General features: G+C 68.1%; 14 protein-coding genes. 6 read left to right on the top strand and 8 right to left on the bottom strand.

Features of this window, described 5'->3' with window-relative positions; genetic code table 11:
* Nucleotides 1-33 precede the first annotated feature (33 nt).
* Both ABZW96_RS05025 and ABZW96_RS05020 read left to right on the top strand, forming a co-directional pair.
* Nucleotides 34-1296: a S1 family peptidase gene (locus tag ABZW96_RS05025; protein WP_355071469.1), complete on the top strand. Its 1263-nt coding sequence runs from the start codon at nucleotides 34-36 to the stop codon at nucleotides 1294-1296.
* 136 nt (nucleotides 1297-1432) lie between these two features.
* Entirely contained in the window at nucleotides 1433-2320 is an 888-nt protein-coding gene (locus ABZW96_RS05020) for an NRDE family protein (protein ID WP_355071467.1), read from the top strand.
* A gap of 70 nt (nucleotides 2321-2390) precedes the next feature.
* Here ABZW96_RS05020 and ABZW96_RS05015 read toward each other — a convergent pair whose 3' ends face one another.
* Nucleotides 2391-3107, bottom strand: coding sequence for a hypothetical protein (locus ABZW96_RS05015; RefSeq protein ID WP_355071465.1), 717 nt, complete (start codon nucleotides 3105-3107; stop codon nucleotides 2391-2393).
* Nucleotides 3108-3567: 460 nt separating this feature from the next.
* Between ABZW96_RS05015 and ABZW96_RS05010 the strand changes: the two genes are divergently transcribed.
* Complete coding sequence (locus ABZW96_RS05010) at nucleotides 3568-6690, top strand: (Fe-S)-binding protein (RefSeq protein WP_355071463.1); 3123 nt, start codon at nucleotides 3568-3570, stop codon at nucleotides 6688-6690.
* Between the two features lie 162 nt (nucleotides 6691-6852).
* On the opposite strand, the gene ABZW96_RS05005 is transcribed toward ABZW96_RS05010, so the two are convergent.
* The 3 genes from ABZW96_RS05005 to ABZW96_RS04995 form a co-directional block, all read right to left on the bottom strand.
* The gene (locus tag ABZW96_RS05005) at nucleotides 6853-8001 is read right to left on the bottom strand and encodes an acyl-CoA dehydrogenase family protein (RefSeq protein WP_355071461.1); all 1149 of its coding nucleotides are present in this window, start codon (nucleotides 7999-8001) and stop codon (nucleotides 6853-6855) included.
* A complete protein-coding gene (locus ABZW96_RS05000; protein WP_355071459.1) occupies nucleotides 8001-9230 on the bottom strand; it encodes an acyl-CoA dehydrogenase family protein in 1230 nt (409 codons plus the stop codon). Before ABZW96_RS05000 ends, ABZW96_RS05005 begins: the two co-directional genes overlap by 1 nt.
* Nucleotides 9231-9379: 149 nt before the next feature.
* On the bottom strand, nucleotides 9380-9916 hold the full coding sequence (locus tag ABZW96_RS04995) for a YdcF family protein (RefSeq protein WP_355071457.1): 537 nt from the start codon (nucleotides 9914-9916) through the stop codon (nucleotides 9380-9382).
* Nucleotides 9917-10061: 145 nt separating this feature from the next.
* On the opposite strand from ABZW96_RS04995, the gene ABZW96_RS04990 reads away from it, so the two are divergent.
* Both ABZW96_RS04990 and ABZW96_RS04985 read left to right on the top strand, forming a co-directional pair.
* On the top strand, nucleotides 10062-11384 hold the full coding sequence (locus ABZW96_RS04990) for a UDP-glucose/GDP-mannose dehydrogenase family protein (RefSeq protein WP_355071455.1): 1323 nt from the start codon (nucleotides 10062-10064) through the stop codon (nucleotides 11382-11384).
* A gap of 196 nt (nucleotides 11385-11580) precedes the next feature.
* The gene (locus tag ABZW96_RS04985; RefSeq protein ID WP_355071453.1) at nucleotides 11581-12843 is read left to right on the top strand and encodes an Hsp70 family protein; all 1263 of its coding nucleotides are present in this window, start codon (nucleotides 11581-11583) and stop codon (nucleotides 12841-12843) included.
* A 51-nt stretch (nucleotides 12844-12894) separates the two neighbouring features.
* On the opposite strand, the gene ABZW96_RS04980 is transcribed toward ABZW96_RS04985, so the two are convergent.
* The 3 genes from ABZW96_RS04980 to ABZW96_RS04970 all read right to left on the bottom strand — a co-directional run bounded on the left by ABZW96_RS04980 (nucleotide 12895) and on the right by ABZW96_RS04970 (nucleotide 16925).
* Nucleotides 12895-14172, bottom strand: coding sequence for a YibE/F family protein (locus ABZW96_RS04980; protein ID WP_355071451.1), 1278 nt, complete (start codon nucleotides 14170-14172; stop codon nucleotides 12895-12897).
* A 391-nt stretch (nucleotides 14173-14563) separates the two neighbouring features.
* Nucleotides 14564-15817 (bottom strand): pyridoxal phosphate-dependent aminotransferase, encoded by a 1254-nt coding sequence (locus tag ABZW96_RS04975; RefSeq protein ID WP_355071449.1) that lies wholly within the window; start codon nucleotides 15815-15817, stop codon nucleotides 14564-14566.
* 100 nt (nucleotides 15818-15917) lie between these two features.
* Nucleotides 15918-16925, bottom strand: coding sequence for an XRE family transcriptional regulator (locus tag ABZW96_RS04970; protein ID WP_355071447.1), 1008 nt, complete (start codon nucleotides 16923-16925; stop codon nucleotides 15918-15920).
* 560 nt (nucleotides 16926-17485) lie between these two features.
* Between ABZW96_RS04970 and ABZW96_RS04965 the strand changes: the two genes are divergently transcribed.
* On the top strand, nucleotides 17486-17935 hold the full coding sequence (locus ABZW96_RS04965) for a hypothetical protein (RefSeq protein ID WP_063016495.1): 450 nt from the start codon (nucleotides 17486-17488) through the stop codon (nucleotides 17933-17935).
* An 80-nt stretch (nucleotides 17936-18015) separates the two neighbouring features.
* On the opposite strand, the gene dcd is transcribed toward ABZW96_RS04965, so the two are convergent.
* Nucleotides 18016-18615 (bottom strand): dCTP deaminase, encoded by a 600-nt coding sequence (dcd, locus tag ABZW96_RS04960; RefSeq protein ID WP_355071445.1) that lies wholly within the window; start codon nucleotides 18613-18615, stop codon nucleotides 18016-18018.
* Nucleotides 18616-18641: the final 26 nt, after the last annotated feature.

Here is an 18641-nt window from a genome sequence, read left to right as displayed (position 1 = left end):
TCGACTGCGCGACAGACCGTAATCCGAAAGACAGTGATCGCCGCCTCGGCGGCGATACTGCTGTTCGGGCCCACGGCGGCAGTAGCGACGGCTCAACCCGACCATGCTCCCGGTCTGCCCGCCGAGCTGGTCGCCGCGGTGACCCGCGATTTGAAGATCTCGCCCGACGAGTACCTGCACCGCGCGGAGCTGGCGCAGCAGGTCGCCGCGTTCGCCACCACCGCCCAGCGGCAGTACCCGGCCGTGTTCGGCGGCTCCTGGTTGGATGACGCGGGCAAGGCGGTCGTGGCGCTGGCGCAGGGCCCCGGCGCCGACGAGGCGAAGAAGGCCGCGGAGTCGGCCGGTTTCGAGGTCCGTAACGTCGCCAAGAGCGAAGCGGCCCTGCGTGGCGAGAAGAGCGCGTTCGAGCGCTGGCTGGAGGGTCAGCCGGAGTCGGTGCGGTCGCTGGTGCGCGGCGCGGTGGTGGACACCGTGAACAACGCGATCGCGGTCCGCGTGGACCAGGTGGGTCTGCCGATGCCGAACTTCATCGACCCGGCGCGCGTCATCGTGATGGCCCCGCCGGTGGCGGGCGAGCAGGGCACTCTCCAGGCCGGTGACATCGCGGGCGACGCGCGCGGCGCGCTCGCGGGCGGCGACGGCTACGCCTCGGTCGCCGGACGCAGCTCGCTGCGCTGCTCGCTCGGCTTCAACGGCACCGATCGCAACGGCAACACGGTGAACATCACCGCGGGCCACTGCAACCCGGACATCCCGTCCGCGGGTAGCGGCAACGCCGCGGGCGTCTACGAGATGAACGGCGACCGCCTGGGCGCGCAGCTCGGCGTCTTCCAGAAGTCGGTGCTCGGCGAGCAGGACTACTCGATCATCCGGATCAACGACCAGGCCAAGGACCGCTTCGCCAACAACGGCGTTCGTGCGCCCGGCGCGGCTCCGATTCCGGTCGACGGCGTGGCGACCCCGGTGGTCGGCGCTCCGGTGTGCAAGTCCGGTGCGCGCACCGGCTTCAGCTGCGGCGTGGTCAACGCCGTCGACCAGACCGTGCAGGTCGGCGACCGGGAGCTCACCCAGAGCTTCTCGGCCAACATCTGCGCGCTGCCCGGCGACAGCGGCGGCCCGATCGTGACCGGCCGGTTGGCGCTCGGCATCTCCAGCGCGTCGTCGGTGGCCGACTACCCGATCTGCGAGATCCCGAACCTGATCGGCGCGCTCACCGGTAACGTGCCGCAGCTGTTCGCGCAGCCGGTGCACGTGGTGCTCTCCGACAACCCGGGACTGCGCGTCCGCACCAACTGACCGCGGGAACGCGCGAAAGGCCGGCAGCGTCGAGCTGTCGGCCTTTCGCCGTCTCAGGGGCTTTCCACTGCCCTTACGCGGCCCGCAGGGGGAAACGCCACATGGCATGCGGTAGCGGTCCGGCATCCTGGACCGCATGTGTTTGGTGTTGATCGGCTGGCGCGCGCACCCGGAATACCGGTTGATCGTGGCCGCCAACCGGGACGAGTTCTATACCCGGCCGACCGAGTCCATGCGTTGGTGGCCGGAAGCGCCCGGTCTGCTCGCCGGACGCGACACCGGGGCGATCGGCCGGGCGGAGGGCGAACCGCCCGGCACCTGGCTCGGCCTGAGCACCCATCCGCACGCCGACAATCGCTTCGCGGCCGTCACGAACGTGCGAAATCCCGCCGATCAACGTCTCGATGCCCGTTCCCGTGGCGCGCTGCTGATGGATTTCCTGCGCGGCGCGTCCGACCGCGGTCCGGCGGGCGAGTTCCCCGGGCCGGAGAAGTACGTGCTCGACGTCGCCGCGGGACCCGACGACTACAACGGCTACAACTTGGTGGTCTCCGACCTGCGCACGCTGTGGTGGCATTCCAATCGCAGCGCCGCGGAACCGCGCGAACTCGCCGCGGGCTTCCACGGGCTCTCCAACGGCACATTCGTCACGTCGGCTGGTCCGAGCCTGGCGGAAACCGATCTGATCGCTCCACAGCCCATCTGGCCCAAGATCCGGGCGGGTGTGCGCGGACTGCGCGAGGTCGTGCGCACCGAGCCCGGTGCGGTGGACCGCTACTTCGAAGTGCTGGCCGACCGCACCGAAGCCGCTGACGACGAACTTCCGCGCACCGGCGTCCCGTATGAGATGGAGCGGGCGCTGTCGGCCAGGTTCGTCGCGCACACCGTGCACGGGACAAGGGCGAGCACGGTGCTGGTCGTCCGCGAGGACGGGACGTTCGAAATGGTGGAGCGCTCGTTCGGCCCGCTGGGCGAGGAACTGGGCGAGAACGTCGTCCGCGGCCTGCTGGATCTGACCGGGTAAACGACCGGCGGCCCGCCCTCCGAAGGAGAGCGGGCCGCCGAGAATCCGACGAGCGGGTGAGACCGAGGGCTTACTTCGGCTCGCTCGGCTTGTCCGCCCACTTGGTGGTGCCTTCCGGCGCCTGCAGCGTGTTGATCAGGTCGATACCCGCGACAGCGAGCATCGGTCCGCCGACCGCAACGGTGCCGAGGATGCCGCCGATGCCCGCGCCCGCGATCGCGGCCGGGATGCAGCCGACGCCGAGGAACGGCAGGCCGAGGATGCAGCCGATCACCGCACCGCCGATGACGCCGACGGCGGTGCCGAGGAAGCCACCGACGGCGGTCGCGATGCCGAACTGGCTGGCGAACTCGTTCTGCGCGCGCTGGTTCTCGATCGGCGAGGCGATCGGCTGCGCCACGACGTTGACCGCGTTGGCCGGCTTGTCCTTGGGAACGGTGACACCCTGCTCAGGCGTCAGCTCGAGCACCGTGTTGTCTTCCTTCACGATCGGCTTCACCGGGACGACGGTGTCGGCGACCTTGAAGGCGATCGGCAGTGTCAGGACTGCGTTGCCCTGCGAATCCTTGATCCGGTAGACGTCGTCTTCCTTGACGTCCTCGGACGACTTGGCCAGCTCGAATGTTCCCCCCTTGAGCGTCGTCACGACGGTCTTCTCCACCAGCTTGACCGAGTACCGGATCGGGTCGGGCGTAGCAGCGGCCGGCTCGGCATGGGCGGTCCCCAGTCCGATGGTCATCGCACCGATGACCATCGCGGCCGCCGCGGTGGTTCTGCGGAGTTTCAATTCAGTTTCCAATCCATCATCAGGTCGTGCGTTACCGCTGGTCTTCAGCACGCGAGAGCTCTGTACAGCAAATCCGGGTGGTCGGCTCCGGATCCTCCCCGAGCGGTGTGAAGACGGTCGTGGCAATCAGAACGTCGTGAGCCTAATAGAACGCCGCGTTTTAAGCGAGATCCCTTATCAGGCATGGGGACTAAGCCAATCCTTACCGACTGGACGGAATGCTTCGCCGTTTACGGTGGTGGTCGACCACTCGCCAGCGCGATCTGGGCAATTTACTGTGACATTCATCACAGGTAAATAGAGGGTCAAGCCCCAGCATATGGGGCTATAGCCCAAAAGCCCGATCGTACGATGGACATGGTTGTTACTGGCGGGTAACTTGCTGCCGGTTAGGATACGAGCCAACCGAGGCGGTAGCAGAACCAGCCGCGCTCGTTGTGCCTCTAAAGAAAGGTCGCACATGAATGCCCTGACAGTGACGCTGGGCACGATTGGGGCGGCGCTCAGCCTCCTGTGTTGGGCGTCGTTCATCGGCGGCGTCCGCAATATCGCGCGCGCCATCATGATCGGACAGCCCGCGCCGGACCGTTGGCGGCCCTTCTTTCCGCGCTTCAAGCAGATGCTCGTGGAGTTCATCGCGCACACGCGGATGAACAAATTCCGCACCGTCGGCTGGGCGCACTGGCTGGTGATGATCGGCTTCATCGGCGGAGCCATGCTGTGGTTCGAGGCCTACGGGCAGACGTTCGACCCCGCGTTCCACTGGCCGATCATCGGCAACCTGGCGATCTACCACCTGTGGGACGAGATCCTGGGCATCGGCACCGTGGTCGGCATCCTCACGCTGATCATCCTGCGGCAGCTCAACCACCCGCGTCTGCCGGAGCGCCTTTCCCGGTTCAGCGGTTCCAAGTTCGGCCCGGCCTACGTCATCGAGGCGATCGTGCTGCTCGAGGGCCTCGGCATGATCTTCGTGAAGGCGGGCAAGATCGCCGCCTACGGCCACTCCGACCCGGCCACCGACTTCTTCACCATGCAGGTGGCGAAGCTGCTGCCCGCGAACACCACGATGGTGGCGCTGTTCGCTTTCGTGAAGCTGATGTCCGGCATGGCGTTCCTGTACTACGTCGGCCGCAACGTCACCTGGGGCGTGGCCTGGCACCGGTTCTCCGCGTTCTTCAACATCTACTTCAAGCGTGAGGACGACGGCGGCGTCGCGCTGGGCGCGGCCAAGCCGATGATGTCGAAGGGCAAGCCGGTCGACATGGAGACCGCCGACCCCGACACCGACACCTTCGGCGCGGGCCGGATCGAGGACTTCTCCTGGAAGGGCTGGCTGGACTTCACCACCTGCACCGAGTGCGGTCGCTGCCAGTCGCAGTGCCCCGCCTGGAACACCGGCAAGCCGCTGTCGCCGAAGCTGCTGATCATGTCGCTGCGCGACCACGGGTACGCCAAGGCCCCCTACCTGCTGGCCGGTGGCCGCAAGGACATGGGTGGCGACGAGGTCGGCCTGGTCGACGCCGAGGGCAACCCGAACGAAGCGAAGCTCGCCAAGATCTCGGAGGCCGCCAAGGCCGAGGCCGAGCGGCCGCTGGTCGGCGGCGAGGACGTGGGCGGCATCATCGATCCCGAGGTGCTGTGGAGCTGCACCACCTGCGGCGCGTGCGTCGAGCAGTGCCCGGTGGACATCGAGCACGTCGACCACATCATCGACATGCGCCGCTATCAGGTGCTGATCGAGTCCGAGTTCCCGTCCGAGCTCGCGGGCCTGTTCAAGAACCTGGAGAACAAGGGCAACCCCTGGGGCCAGAACGCCAAGGACCGGCTCAACTGGATCAACGAGCTCGATTTCCAGATCCCGGTCTTCGGCCAGGACGCCGACAGCTTCGACGGCTACGAGTACCTGTTCTGGGTCGGCTGCGCGGGCGCCTACGAGGACCGCGCCAAGAAGACCACCAAGGCGGTCGCCGAACTGCTGGCCACCGCGGGCGTGAAATTCATGGTGCTCGGCGCGGAGGAGACCTGCACCGGCGACTCCGCTCGCCGCGCGGGTAACGAGTTCCTGTTCCAGCAGCTGGCCCAGCAGAATATCGAGCTGCTGAACTCGGTGTTCGAGGGCGTCGAGGATCGCAAGAAGAAGATCGTCGTCACCTGTGCGCACTGCTTCAACGCGCTGAACAACGAGTACCCGCAGGTCGGCGGCAACTACGAGGTCGTGCACCACACGCAGCTGCTCAACCGCCTGGTGCGGCAGAAGCAGCTGGTCCCGGTGGCCTCGGTGTCGCAGAACGTCACCTACCACGACCCTTGCTACCTGGGTCGGCACAACAAGATCTACAACGCGCCGCGTGAGCTGATGGCCGCGTCCGGCTCCAACCTGGTCGAGATGCCCCGGCACGGCGAGCGATCCATGTGCTGTGGCGCCGGTGGCGCCCGGATGTGGATGGAGGAGCAGCTCGGCAAGCGCGTCAACATCGACCGCGTGGACGAGGCGCTGACCACCTCGCCCGCGAAGATCGCGACCGGCTGCCCGTTCTGCCGCGTGATGCTGACCGACGGCGTCACCGCGCGCCAGGAGAAGGGTGAGGGCGAAGGCGTCGAGGTGGTGGACGTCGCCCAGCTGATGCTGGACGCCATCGAGCGCGTCGAGCCCGCGGTGCTGACCGAGAACCTGACCGTCATCCAGGAGCCGAAGGCGCCCGAGGTGGAGCCCGAACCGGAGCCGGAGCCCGAACCCGCCCCGGCCGCCGAAGCTCCCGCCAAGGCCGCGCCGACCGGCGGCGGTCTGGCCATGAAGGGCCCGGCGAAAGCGCCCGGTGGCGGCGGTCTCGCCATGAAGGGCCCGGCCAAGGCACCCGGTGGCGGACTCGGCATGAAGGGTGCGGCCAAGGCGCCCGGCGCCAAGGCCCCCGCCGCGGAAACGGCGGAGGCCGAGGCCACGTCGGCGCCTGCCGCTCCGGTCAAGGGTCTGGCCATGAAGGGCCCCGCGAAGGCGCCCGGTGGTCTGGGGATGAAGGGCGGAGCCAAGGCACCCGGCGCCAAGGCCGCTGCGGCGCCCGCCGCCGAAGCCCCGGCCGAGGCTCCCGCGACCGAAGCCCCCGCGGCCAAGCCGGCCAAGGGATTGGGCATGAAGGGCGGCGCGAAGGCGCCCGGTGGTGGTCTCACCATGAAGGGCGCGGCCAAGGCTCCCGGCGCGAAGGCCCCGGCAGCCGAGGCAACGGCCGTCGAGACGGCTACGGAACCGGCCGAAGCCACGACCGCAGCCGCGCCGACCGAGACCAAGCCCACGGTGCCCGCCAAGGGTCTGGCCATGAAGTCGGGCTTCAAGCGACCCGGCCCCAAGGCCCCCGGCAAGGCAACCCCGGCACCGGCCCCGAAGGATGCGGCTCCCACCGAGCCGGCTCCGGTGGAGCAGGCCCCCGCCGCGGAAGCCCCTGCGGCAAAGCCCGAACCCGCCGCCGAACCGGAGCAGACCAACGGTGCGAGCGGCAACGGCGCACCCGAAGTCGCGCCGCCCAGCGCCAAGCCCGGCGGTCTCGGCTTCAAGGCCGGTGCGAAAGCGCCGGGCCGCAAGAGCTGAGCCCACAACAACTCCATACCGACATCGGCCGGGTCCGGGAACGGACCCGGCCGAGTCATATCAGGAGCAGGTAGGCGCTAGGAGCAAGCCACAGCGGTGAAACGGCCCAGAACCCGCCCGACCGGTCCGGCCGGGGTTGTGAGTCCCGGCCGGAGACTCGAACTACGGTCTGGTCAGTGCCGCGTAGCGAGCGAGATGTTCGTCGGTCGAGCCGAATTCGTGCTCGATCACGGTGAGGCGCTTGAAGTAGTGGCCGATGGCCAGCTCTTCGGTCATGCCCATCGCGCCGTGCAGTTGCACGGCGTTCTGCCCGATGAACCGCGCCGCCCTGGCGACGGTGACCTTCGCCGCCGAGACGGCGCGGGCCCGGTCGCCTGCGGAGGCGCGCAGGGAATGGACGACCAGGTGGACCGCCGCGATGGCCTGCTCGAGTTCGATGTACATGTCGACCATGCGATGTTGCAGCACCTGGAAGCTGCCGATCGGCTGGCCGAACTGCTCGCGCTGCTTGGCGTAGTCGATGGTGTCGGCGAGCACTTTGCGCATGCAGCCGACCGCCTCGGCGCAGATCGCCGCGGTCGCTTCCGCGATGGTCGGCTCGATGACCGTCCAGCCGTCGGACTCCGTGCCGAGCAGCGCGTCGGAGGGCAGACGCAAGCCGGTGAACACGAGATCGGCGGCGGTCCGGTCGTCGATGGTGCGGTAGGCGTGCACCTCGACTCCGGCGGGCGGAGCGCTCGCGTCGAATTCGAGCCGGAACAGCGAGATACCTGCCTCGTCGCGTCGTTCGCCGGATGTGCGCGCGGTGATCACCAGGTCGGTGGCCAGCGGTGCGCTGGTCACCACGGTCTTCGCGCCGTCGAGCACCCAGGTGTCGCCGTCGCGGCGGGCGGTGGTCGACACGTCGTGCAAAGCGTGTCCCGATGACGGTTCCAGCGCGGCGAACGCGATGCGCGCGTCACCGGACACGATCCGGCGCAGCACGGCGTCGGCCTGCTCGCCACCGGAACGCTCGAGCAGACCGGCGCCGAGCACGACCGTGTCCACGAACGGCTCGACCACCAGTGCACGGCCGAGTTCCTCGGCGATCACCATGAGTTCGACGGGGCCGCCGCCGGTGCCGTCCACCCGCTCGGGCAGGGTCGCGCCGAGGATGCCGAGTTCGTCGGCGAATCCGCGCCAGATCGCGGGCTGCCAGCCCGTCTCCGATTTCGCCGACGCGCGGCTCTTCTCCAGGTCGTAGCGGGCGCCGAGATATCCGGCGATCGCGGAGCGGAGCATTTCCTGCTCGTCGGTAAGCGTGAAGTCCATCAGAGTCCCAATGCTGCTTTGGCGAGGATGTTTCGCTGAATCTCGTTGCTGCCCGCGTAGATCGAGCCCGCTCGGTCGTTGAAGTACTTCAGCGGCGCGACGGCCTGCCAGTCCGCGCCGCTGCGGTAGCCGTCGGCGGGCGGCGTGAACTGGGCGATCGGGCCACCCGGCTTGGTGGCGTGCGGCTGGTAGACGCGACCGCGCGGGCCCGCGGCCTCCAGCGCCAGCTCGGTGAGCTTCTGGCTGAGTTCGGTGCCGAGGATCTTCAGGATGGAGGACGCCGGGCCCGGGTTCTTCCCCTGCGCCATCGCGGAAATCGTGCGGTATTCCAGGATTTCGAGCACCTCGGTGCGGATCCGCAAGTCCGCCAGCTTCGCCGCGAACGCGCGGTCGTCGATCAGCGGGTTGCCGTCCGGGCCGGGCTGCCGCGCCGCTTCGGCGGCGATGTCCTGGGCCATGACCTGCAGCCACGGCGCGGCCGCTCCGCCCCGCTCGTGCACCAGCAGGTACTTCGCGACGGTCCACCCGTCATCGATCCGGCCGAGCACATTGGTCTTCGGCACTCGCACGTTGTCGAAGAAGACCTGGTTCTGCACCTGCTCGCCCGAGGTCATCACCAGCGGCCGGATCTCGATGCCCGGCGCGGTCATGTCGATCAGCAGGAACGTGATGCCCTGTTGTTTCTTACCCGTGCGCGAGGTGCGCACGAGGCAGAAGATCCAGTTCGCCTCGGTGGCGTGGGTGGTCCAGATCTTGCTGCCGGTGCATACGAAGTCCTCGCCGTCGTCGACGGCGGCCATGGCCAGCGCGGCCAGGTCCGATCCGGCCTCGGGCTCGGAGTAGCCCTGGCAGAAGAAGACCTCGCCGGTGAGGATGCGCGGCAGATAGAACGCCTTCTGTTCCGGGGTGCCGAACGCGATGATGGCCGGGGCCACCATCCTGATGCCCATCGGCGACAGCGCGGGTGCGCCGGCCAGCGCCGATTCCCGCTGGAAGATGTAGTGCTGGGTCAGGCTCCAGTCGCATCCGCCGTGTTCCACCGGCCAGGCGGGCGCCGCCCAGCCGCGCTCGTGCAGGATGCGCTGCCATTCCGTGCTCGCCTCGTGGTCGGGATACACGCTCGTCGCCAAGCGCCCGGCCCGCCGCAACTCCGGCGTCAGCTTCGCGTCGAGGAATCCGCGCACCTCGTCCCGAAACGCCAGATCCTCCGCTGACCAGTCGTAATCCATCTGCCCTCCCGGAGGGTGTGCACCGTTGCTTCCCTGGCGACCATCCCGCCACCACGCGACAGAATGTACGGCCGCCTCTTTCACCGAGTCAAACTGAAGTCATATGCCAGCACATCCTCAACCTGGTGCGACCGGCACTCCCGAGTGCTTCAGCAGTCCTCGAAGAAGGCCTTCAGGTAGCCCACCGATTGGTAGACGTAGTCGTAGGCCCAGCGGGGGATGGAGAGGGCGGGTTCGGGGTCGGCGAAGAGGAGTTCTCCGTCCCAGCACCTTTGCAAGACGTAGCGGGCTCGAGAGATGTGGGGGGTGAAGGTGACGACGATGACCCGGTGCCAATTGTGGGCGCGGGCGAGGCGGGCGAGTTCGCGGCCCTCGCCGCGGGTGGTGCGGGGAGACGGGTCGAAGCACTGCACCTCGAAGCTGTAGCCGCCGTGACAGATGCGGTTCAGCATGGCGCTGTTCTCATAGGGATTGGAGAACACCACCCGTGGCGCGAATCCCTCACGCGCCAAGCGCAGGCCCAGCTGTTCGCGTCCGTCGTGCGCACCGCCGAGCACGAGAACGGCGTCCGCCCGCGCGGGCGGATCGATCCGCGGACGCACGTAGACCGGCCACAGCGCCACCGCGGCGACGACTACCACCAGACCGGCACAGAGCCCGGTCCAGGCCAACCGACGACGTCGCACAGGCCGATGCTAGCCGGGTGCCGCGCGAGCATCACGCCAGGTCACGGCGTCCGGATCAGCGATGTCGCCGCATGTACACCTGCTGTTGCCCGGACCCTTGCCTCGCTGACGTGGCGTGGCCATCGGCGGGGCTTACCAATCGATCATGCGATGCACAGTCTTCGGAACCGGGTATCTCGGGGCCACGCACGCGGCGTGCATGGCCGAACTCGGGCACGACGTCATCGGAGTGGACGTGGACCCGGGCAAGGTCGCGAAGCTGTCCGACGGAGTGGTGCCGTTCTACGAACCGGGCCTGGAGGATGTGCTTCGTCGCAACCTCGATGCGGGCCGACTGCGGTTCACCACCTCCTACGCCGAGGCGGCCGCACACGCCGATGTGCATTTCCTCGGTGTGGGCACGCCGCAGAAGAAGGGTGAGTACGCCGCCGACTTGAAATACGTGCACGCGGTGGTGGATACCCTCGCCCCGCTACTGGAACGTCCCTCGGTGATCATCGGCAAGTCGACGGTTCCGGTCGGCACGGCGGACGCGCTGGGAGCCCGCGCTCGCGCGCTGACTTCCACCGACGTCGAGGTGGCGTGGAATCCGGAATTCCTCCGAGAAGGCTTCGCGGTCAAGGACACTCTGCGGCCGGACCGATTGGTCCTCGGAGTCGACCGGGAGCGCGCCGCCGCCGGGTGGGTCGAGGATCTGGTGCGCGAGATCTACGCCGACCTCATCGCCGCCGAGGTCCCGTTCCTGCTCACCGACCTGTCCACAGCGGAATTGGTGAAGGTCTCGGCGAACGCCTTTCTGGCGACGAAGATCTCGTTCATCAACGCGGTGTCGGAGGTCTGCGAAGCGACCGGCGCCGACGTGACCATGCTGGCCGACGCCCTCGGCTACGACGCGCGCATCGGCCGTCGGTTCCTCAACGCCGGACTGGGTTTCGGCGGCGGATGTCTGCCGAAGGACATCCGGGCGTTCATGGCCCGCTCCGGCGAACTCGGCGCCGACCACGCCGTCGCCTTCCTGCGCGAGGTGGACAACATCAATATGCGCCGACGGACCAAGGTGGTCGACATGGCCGCCCGCGCCTGCGGCGGCTCACTGCTCGGGGCCAACGTGGCGGTACTCGGCGCGGCTTTCAAACCGGAATCCGACGACGTCCGCGACTCGCCCGCGTTGAACGTGGCTGGCATGATCCAGCTGCACGGCGCCGTGGTGACCGTCTACGATCCCAAGGCGCTGGAGAATTCGCGCCGGGTGTTCCCCACCCTGAACTACGCGACCTCGGTCACCGAGGCGTGCGAACGCGCCGACGTGGTGCTCGTGCTCACCGAGTGGGACGAATTCACCGCGCTGCGCCCGCAAGACCTGGACCGGGTGGTGCGTGCCCGCTCGATCATCGACGGCCGGAACTGTCTCAATCGTGCCACCTGGAGAGCAGCCGGATGGGTGTACGCGGGACTCGGTACACCGTAGAGTTGCGGAGCGAGGCGGGCTACTGCCAGACAGACGACCAGTCCTGCCTTAAGCACAGCTGATCGCCGACGGTAGGGTCCGTCCAGCGGGTCTCCGCCGACGGACGGCGCAGGCTCGCATGTCGTGAAGTGTGAAACGAGATGGGCAGCTGATGAGTTCGGTACTGGGAGTTTCGGTGGGGGCCGGCGCTGTCCGTATGGCGCGACCACACGCCGGAAACCCCCACGGGCATGTCTCCCCGCATTCCTTCGATCTGCAGACCATTCCGGTCGTCGACCAAAGCATGGAAGAGTTGGCGGCAGAGGCCATCGGAGTCACCCTGGAGGCCACGCCGGGTATCGGCGCCACCGCCATCGCCTACCGCAGTGAGCAGCACGCCCGCGCCATTCGCGCCGCCATGGCGCGTCAGCAGCTGACCAATTACGAACTCGTGCCCGAGATCGCGGCCGCACTCGAGTTCGCCCAGGCCACCGGCGATATCCGGGGCATCTCCTCGCTGGTCGTCTACGACCTGGGCAGTTCGGGCCTGACGGTAAGCGTGGTCGACACGCAGACCCGTGAGGTCCGGCACAGCGAGCGCACCAGCGACATCAGCGGCGACTATCTCGACTCGTTGATCCGGGAGCAGCAGATCGCCTCGGGGCGGATCGCGCACCCGCCGAACGCCGCGGGCCTGGCCGCGCTGGACGCGCTGTGCCGCGAGGCCAAAGAGCAGCTCACCACCAACACCGCGGTGGCGCTGCCGAGCGAGCAGGGTTTGGTGCTGCTCGCGCAGGAGAACTTCGAATCGCTGATCATGCTGGCCATCGAGTCGTCGGCGCGCATGGCGCGCGACGTGATCGTGCGCTCGGACCGCCCGGTGCACGGCGTGCTCGCGATCGGCGGTTGCGCCCGGATCCCGTTGGTGGCCAAGGTGCTCGAACGCTGGATGGGCGTGCCCGTCATCGTGCCGGACAGCCCGGAGACCGTGATGGCTCGCGGCGCCGCGCTGCTGGCCAGACCGGTCCGCAAGGAAACGCCGACGGCGGGCGCCACGCTGGACGACGAGCTGTCACCCGCATGGTTGTCGGCTCCGACCCAGCGCGGCAAGCGCGAGATCAGCGGTGCGGTGCTGACCGTCAGCGCGCTGGCCGTGGTCGCCGCGATCGGGCTCGGCCTCGGTTACGGACCGCAGGTGCTGGAACGGGATTCACACACCAGCGAAGGATCACCGTCGCTGTCGCCCACCACCACACCGCGCACGACCAGCTTGGACCCGCAGATCGCGGTCGCGCCGGGCACCACGGAATCGCCCGCGCACGAGTCGCTCGCCGCGCCGCCGCCGAACCGGCGGCAGACCACCAGCGAGGCGCCGCCGACACCCGGCCCGAACACCATCGTGGTGCCGGGCCTTCCGCCGATCGTGGTTCCCACGATCCCGCCGGAGGTCTTCCCCTTCCCTCCGCCGCCGCAGCGCTGAGCCGGGCGGCCGCGGCCGCACAACTCCTGACGAGACGGGAAACGGGGGAGTTCAGACCCTCGCGTGCCGTGCGCGACGCGGGCGCGGCGCGGGGGTTGGTTCCTTGGTCGTGAACGGGCGGGCCAGCAGCACCGCGATGCCGGTGGTCAACGGCACCGAGAGCGCCAGCGCGATACCGCCGACCGCCGAGCGCGCGATCTCGATGGCAACGGCGTCACCGGTCAGCACGTCGCGGATGGACCGCCCCGCCACGCTGAACAGCAGCAACAGCGGCAGCGCCCCACCGGCGTAGGCGAGCACCAGCGTGTAGACGGTACTGGCGATGTGGTCGCGCCCCACGCGCATGGCGGCGGCGAAAACCTCGCGCCGGGAGGCCGACCGGTCGATGGCGGCCAGCTCGAACGCGGCGGACGCCTGGGTGATGGTGACGTCGTTGAGCACACCGAGCGAACCGATGATGAATCCGGCCAGCAGCAATCCGGTGATACTGACGTGCTCGATGTAGGTCGCGACGTTCGTGTTCTGCTCTTCGGAAAGGCCGGTGAGATGGGTCATCTCGATGGTGAGCCAGGACAACGCGGCGGCGAGCAGCATCGAGGTCAGCGTGCCGAGCAGCGCCGAACTGGTGCGCAGGTTCACCCCGTGCGCCAGATACAGCACCGCGTACAGGATCAGGGCGCCCGCGACCAAGGCGACCGGGATCGCCGGTTTGCCGTCCAGCAGGGCGGGCAGCAGGAACAGCACCAGGACGGCGAAGGCGAACACCAGGCCCAGCAGCGCGCGGACGCCACGCCAGCGCGCCACCGCGATGATCACCACGACGAAAGCCACCACGATCAGCGTGAGCGGCAGCCCGCGCGAGTAGTCCTCGAACGAGTACAGCGGCGTCCCGCTGGGATCGGTCTGGCGGACCAGCCGCAGTTCGTCACCGGCGTGCAGGTCGGGTTGCCCTGGGCCCGGTGCGATTTCCAGCAGCGTGCGGTTGCCCTTGTGCGGTCCGGATTCGATCGAGATCAGGCTGCGCTGGCAGGTGTAGGCGTTGTTGCGCGGCGGTTCGGGCTTGTCGACGAAGACCTTGCCCAGTGAAGAGCTGCCGCACGGCCCGATGTCCTGCAGCACTACGGTGCCCGCCTCGGTCTGTACCGCGCCGCCGCCCGCGTTCTGCATCGGCAGCGGGATATCGATGTGCTGCTTGCTCGGCCACAGCGCGATCGCGCCGATGACCACGACGATCCCGATGGCGGTGAGCAGCCCGATGACCACGCGCGCCGCGGTCGCGCCGATCGCGATCGGTCCCGAATGATCGTGGTGATGGTGGTGGTCGCTCACCGCGCTCCTCTGTCCGATGTGTTTGCGCCCGGAGCGAGCCTAAAGGATTTCATTTTCAAGACCGTCGCGGCGGTTACCTAACACAGCGGAGACGCGGTTGATGTGAACCGATCACGGGAAAAAAGGAGTTAGAGGGGGGCGGCGGAGAGCAGGGGGATGTCTCCGCCGCCCGCAGGGCAGGCGGCCCAGGGGGGTAGGCGGCCTAACCCGAGGTCGGATATGCCCAGGGGGGGTAGGCAATCCGACCGGGCACTCTGAGTGCCGAGGACCACTGTACACAAAAGTACTTCTTTTGCGCTAGCTAGTCGCCAAATCCGACGGGTATCCGTACATCGAGTTTGTTTCCAGGCCAGAAGCGGGGCGATTATATTGTCCAGCTCCGGGCTTCCCGCTACTGGCGATAGCTGGACAGGAAGTTGCCGAAGCGTTCGATCGCGACCGCGAGATCGCGGGCCCAGGGCAGTGTGACGATCCGCAGGTGGTCGTGGCGCGGCCAGTTGAAGCCGGTGCCCTGCACCATCAGGATCTTCTCCTGCAGCAGCAGATCCAGGATCAGCTTGGAGTCGTCGTGGATCTCGTACACATTCGGATCCAGCTTCGGGAACGCGTAGAGCGCGCCCTTCGGCTTCACGCACGACACGCCGGGGATCATGTTCAACCGCTCCCAGGCGACGTCGCGCTGTTCGAGCAGCCGCCCGCCGGGCAGGATCAGGTCCTCGATGCTCTGATGACCGCCGAGCGCGACCTGAATCGCGTGCTGCGCGGGCACGTTCGGACACAACCGCGAGGAGGCGAGCAGGTCGATGCCCTCCAGGAACCCGGCCGCGTGCTCCTTCGGGCCCGTGATCGCCAACCAACCCGACCGGTAACCCGCGACCCGGTAGGCCTTGGACAGCCCGTTGAAGGTCAGGCACAGCAGGTCGGGCGCCACGGTGGCCAGCGAGATGTGCTTGGCGTCGTCATAGAGGATCTTGTCGTAGATCTCGTCGGCGAGCAGCAACAGCTGATGCTTGCGAGCCAGGTCGGCGATCTGCTGGAGCACTTCGGCGGAGTACACCGCGCCGGTGGGGTTGTTCGGGTTGATCACCAGCAGCGCTTTGGTCTTGTCGGTGATCTTCGATTCGATGTCGGCGATATCGGGCTGCCAGCCGTTGGCCTCGTCACACAGGTAGTGCACCGGCGTGCCGCCCGCCAGGCTGGTCATGGCGGTCCACAGCGGGTAGTCCGGCGCCGGGATCAGCACCTCGTCACCGTTGTCCAGCAGGGCCTGCATGGTGATGGTGATCAGCTCGGATACGCCGTTGCCGAGGTAGACGCCGTCCACGTCCAGCTCGGGGAAGCCGGGCACGAGTTCGTAGCGGGTCACGATCGCGCGCCGCGCGGAGAGGATGCCTTTGGATTCGGAGTAGCCCTGGGCATACGGCAGCGCCGCGATGATGTCGCGCATGATCACGTCGGGCGCCTCGAACCCGAACGGGGCGGGGTTGCCGATATTCAGTTTGAGGATGCGGTGGCCCTCGGCCTCCAGCCGTGCCGCGTGCGCGTGTACCGGTCCACGGATCTCGTAGACGACGTTCTGCAGCTTCGTGGACTGCTCCAGAACACGCGGGGGATGGTGCGGATGCTGAGGACTCACCCGTCCCATGGTGCCATCCGTCGCAACTGGATAAACCGCCTGTCCGAGCTCTCCACGGGCCGCCACGCCCACGACGGCGGCCGCGGCCCCGCCGGGTGTGACGCGTCACTCAATGGGCCGCGCCGGGCGGGATCCCCTTGGCCGCCGTCGAGCCGCAGAATTCCTCGATCCGCTCGTCCAGCCTGCGCGCCTCGACCGAGTCGCGGAAAGCCGGAGCCGCGATCCGCCTGCGCACACCGGTCAACCGCTCCTCGAGCTGCGCGATGCGCTTGGCCTCGTCGAGGCCGAGCACCGGCTGCAGCGCCTCGGCCGCGCCGTCCAGGCTGCCGTTGATCAGGTGGGCAGCCGCGCAGTCGACCCTGGCAAGCGCCTCCGCGCCGTAGGAACGCTGTTCGGACGGGCCGTTCGAATAGAGTTCGATGGCCCGCTGGGTGGCGCCGAGCGCGGGCTCCGCCTGACCGAGGTGGATGTAGGTGGCGCCAGCGTAGTAGTTGGCCTTGGCCTCGTTGAACCCGAAGACGCCGCCCACCTCGTCGTGCAGCGTGTCGGTCGCGGCGATCTCGCGCGCGTCGTCGGCCGCCCGCACGCAGCGATCGGTGTCGGCGGCGCTGCCAAGCGCCGACCAGATGCGCGCCTCGATATTGAGCAGTCGCACCTGCGCGGTCGCGGATTCCGCGAACTCCTGCCCGCTCTGGGCGAGCTGGACCGCCCGGCGCGGCCGCTGCGACCAGTACTCGATCAGCGCGTGCATGCCGCGGGTCCAGGCCCGAAGCCCGTTGTGCCCGCACAACTCCGCATAGGCCCACGCGGCCCGGACCTGCTCGCCCGCCGCGTCGTAGTAGCCGAGATCGGTGCTGGCGTTGGCGAGCAGACCCGAGAGGGTGCCCGCCAAAAGATACAGATGACCGGTATCGGCGGGCCGCTGATGGCCTTCCAGCAACCGATACACCCGGCGCCGCACCCGCACCATTTCCACCATCATCGGCACCGGCGGAATGCGCACGTAGTCGTTCGCGATGCGCACGACATCCGCGTCGAGCTGGTCCAAAGTGCTCGCACCGACATTGGTGCTCTCGGCCTTGCCGGCGTGCTCGCTGGCCTCGTGGGCAGCCGCCATGATCAGATCCCTCTCCGAAATCGCTGCCAACGCAGCACCTCTCATCGCACCGGCGTCTATGAGAGCCAAAAGGTCCGCGTCGCTCGAATAATGAACGCGCGCCGAGGCGTCGGCACGCGCATCGAATCCCGGCGGGACGGTTCGATCGATCGCGGGCTTATCGATCAATGCCGCGAACCGCGCCCGCACCACATCGTCGGACCTGGCCAGTGAGGTATCCAGAGCGGCTTGGTTGATCGGTCGTGGATGAACCCGGACGCCCCCGGCTTCCCACTTCGACACCAAGCGTTCGTGCACACCCAAATGGGCGGCGAATTCCCTGATGCTCATCCGCTTGGCATCGCGAAGGGCACGGGCCTCTTTGCCTGACCAATGCGTGACCACGGTGTCATCCCTTCCGAACGAACTCCTTCCAGAGTACGAGCGGTTTGTGAGCGCGGCCACAGGTGAAATACGGCCCGTATCAAAGGCAGCGGAAGGGCAGCGCAAGGCGGGTGAGCGGGCGATGCCGAATCGCGCGGCGGGCCGGGACCATTGAGTCGGAAGGCAAGGAGTTCGCCGTGAATGTCGAGAAACTCAGGACCGTGGACGATTGGGTGGCGTTCTATCGGCACGAGTTCGGACTGCCGGTCACCGAGCGGGGCGGTTTCGCCATGCTGCCGATCACCGGACGCGTTTGCGTCGTCCACCTGCCGACCGCGCGTGCCGAGAAGGTGCGCGCCGCACTGGAACAGCAGGGAACGAGGGGTCCCATGTTGGCCAGGCAGATCCGATGGAGTTTCCTCGCCGAGCCCGACAGCCGACCGGGACCGCAGGTGCTCGAGGTGCTCAATCGGCTGGATATCGGCCTGCCCGCCGTCGGCAGCGCCGTGATGTTGCCGACCGGCCTCGGCCGCTGGACCCGGGAAGGGTGCTTCTGGGTCAGCCCGCCGAGCCGCGGTGACACGCTCCCACCGCTGTCCGTCATCCTCACAACGGCGCTCGCGGTGGGAGCGGGCGGCGGGGACTGATCACCTCCGCGGTCGGTTCCCCGCCGCCGTCCGCCGGGTCCGCTTCTCCCCCACAGTCGACGAAGCGGACTCGGCCCCGGTCAGCGGGCTTCGGCGGCGTCGATCGCGGCGGCCGGAATCGGGAAGTTCAGATAGGACCGCGACGGAGTCGGTCCGCGCTGGCCCTGGTACTTCGAGCCCGCCACGGCACTGCCGTACGGGTGCTCGGCCGGGCTGGTCAGCCTGAGCAGGCACAGCTGACCGATCTTCATGCCGGGCCACAGCGTGATCGGCAGATTCGCCACGTTGGACAGCTCCAGCGTGATGTGCCCGCTGAACCCGGGATCGATGAAGCCGGCGGTCGAGTGGGTCAGCAGACCCAATCGGCCCAGACTGGACTTGCCCTCCAAGCGTCCGGCCAGATCATCCGGCAGCGTGCACACCTCGAGGGTGGAGCCGAGCACGAATTCGCCGGGATGCAGCACGAACGGCTCGCCCTCGCCCGGCTCGACCAGGCTGGTGAGTTCGTCCTGCCGCTGCGCCGGATCGATGTGGGTGTAGCGGGTGTTGTTGAACACCCGGAACATCCGGTCCAGGCGCACGTCGATGCTCGAGGGCTGGATCAGGTTCTCCAGCAGCGGCTCGACGCCGAGACGCCCAGCGGCGATCTCCGCGCGGATGTCACGATCGGAAAGCAGCACGCGACGAGCGTAGCGCCTGCTCGACG

The sequence above is a fragment of the Nocardia sp. NPDC004168 genome (assembly GCF_040610355.1).
GTDB classification, from domain to species: Bacteria; Actinomycetota; Actinomycetes; order Mycobacteriales; family Mycobacteriaceae; genus Nocardia; species Nocardia sichangensis.
Note: the sequence above shows the minus strand (reverse complement) of the source record. Positions and strands in the feature narration are given on the sequence as shown.

Excerpts from the sequence above, each read along its gene's own strand:
- ABZW96_RS05005 (WP_355071461.1), bottom strand. The coding sequence starts at position 8,001 with ATGGACTTCACGCTTACCGACGAGCAGGAAATGCTCCGCTCCGCGATC.
- ABZW96_RS05010 (WP_355071463.1), top strand. The coding sequence starts at position 3,568 with ATGAATGCCCTGACAGTGACGCTGGGCACGATTGGGGCGGCGCTCAGC.
- ABZW96_RS04985 (WP_355071453.1), top strand. The coding sequence starts at position 11,581 with ATGGCGCGACCACACGCCGGAAACCCCCACGGGCATGTCTCCCCGCAT.
- ABZW96_RS05020 (WP_355071467.1), top strand. The coding sequence starts at position 1,433 with ATGTGTTTGGTGTTGATCGGCTGGCGCGCGCACCCGGAATACCGGTTG.
- ABZW96_RS05000 (WP_355071459.1), bottom strand. The coding sequence starts at position 9,230 with ATGGATTACGACTGGTCAGCGGAGGATCTGGCGTTTCGGGACGAGGTG.
- ABZW96_RS04990 (WP_355071455.1), top strand. The coding sequence starts at position 10,062 with ATGCGATGCACAGTCTTCGGAACCGGGTATCTCGGGGCCACGCACGCG.
- ABZW96_RS04970 (WP_355071447.1), bottom strand. The coding sequence starts at position 16,925 with ATGGCGGCTGCCCACGAGGCCAGCGAGCACGCCGGCAAGGCCGAGAGC.
- ABZW96_RS04975 (WP_355071449.1), bottom strand. The coding sequence starts at position 15,817 with ATGGGACGGGTGAGTCCTCAGCATCCGCACCATCCCCCGCGTGTTCTG.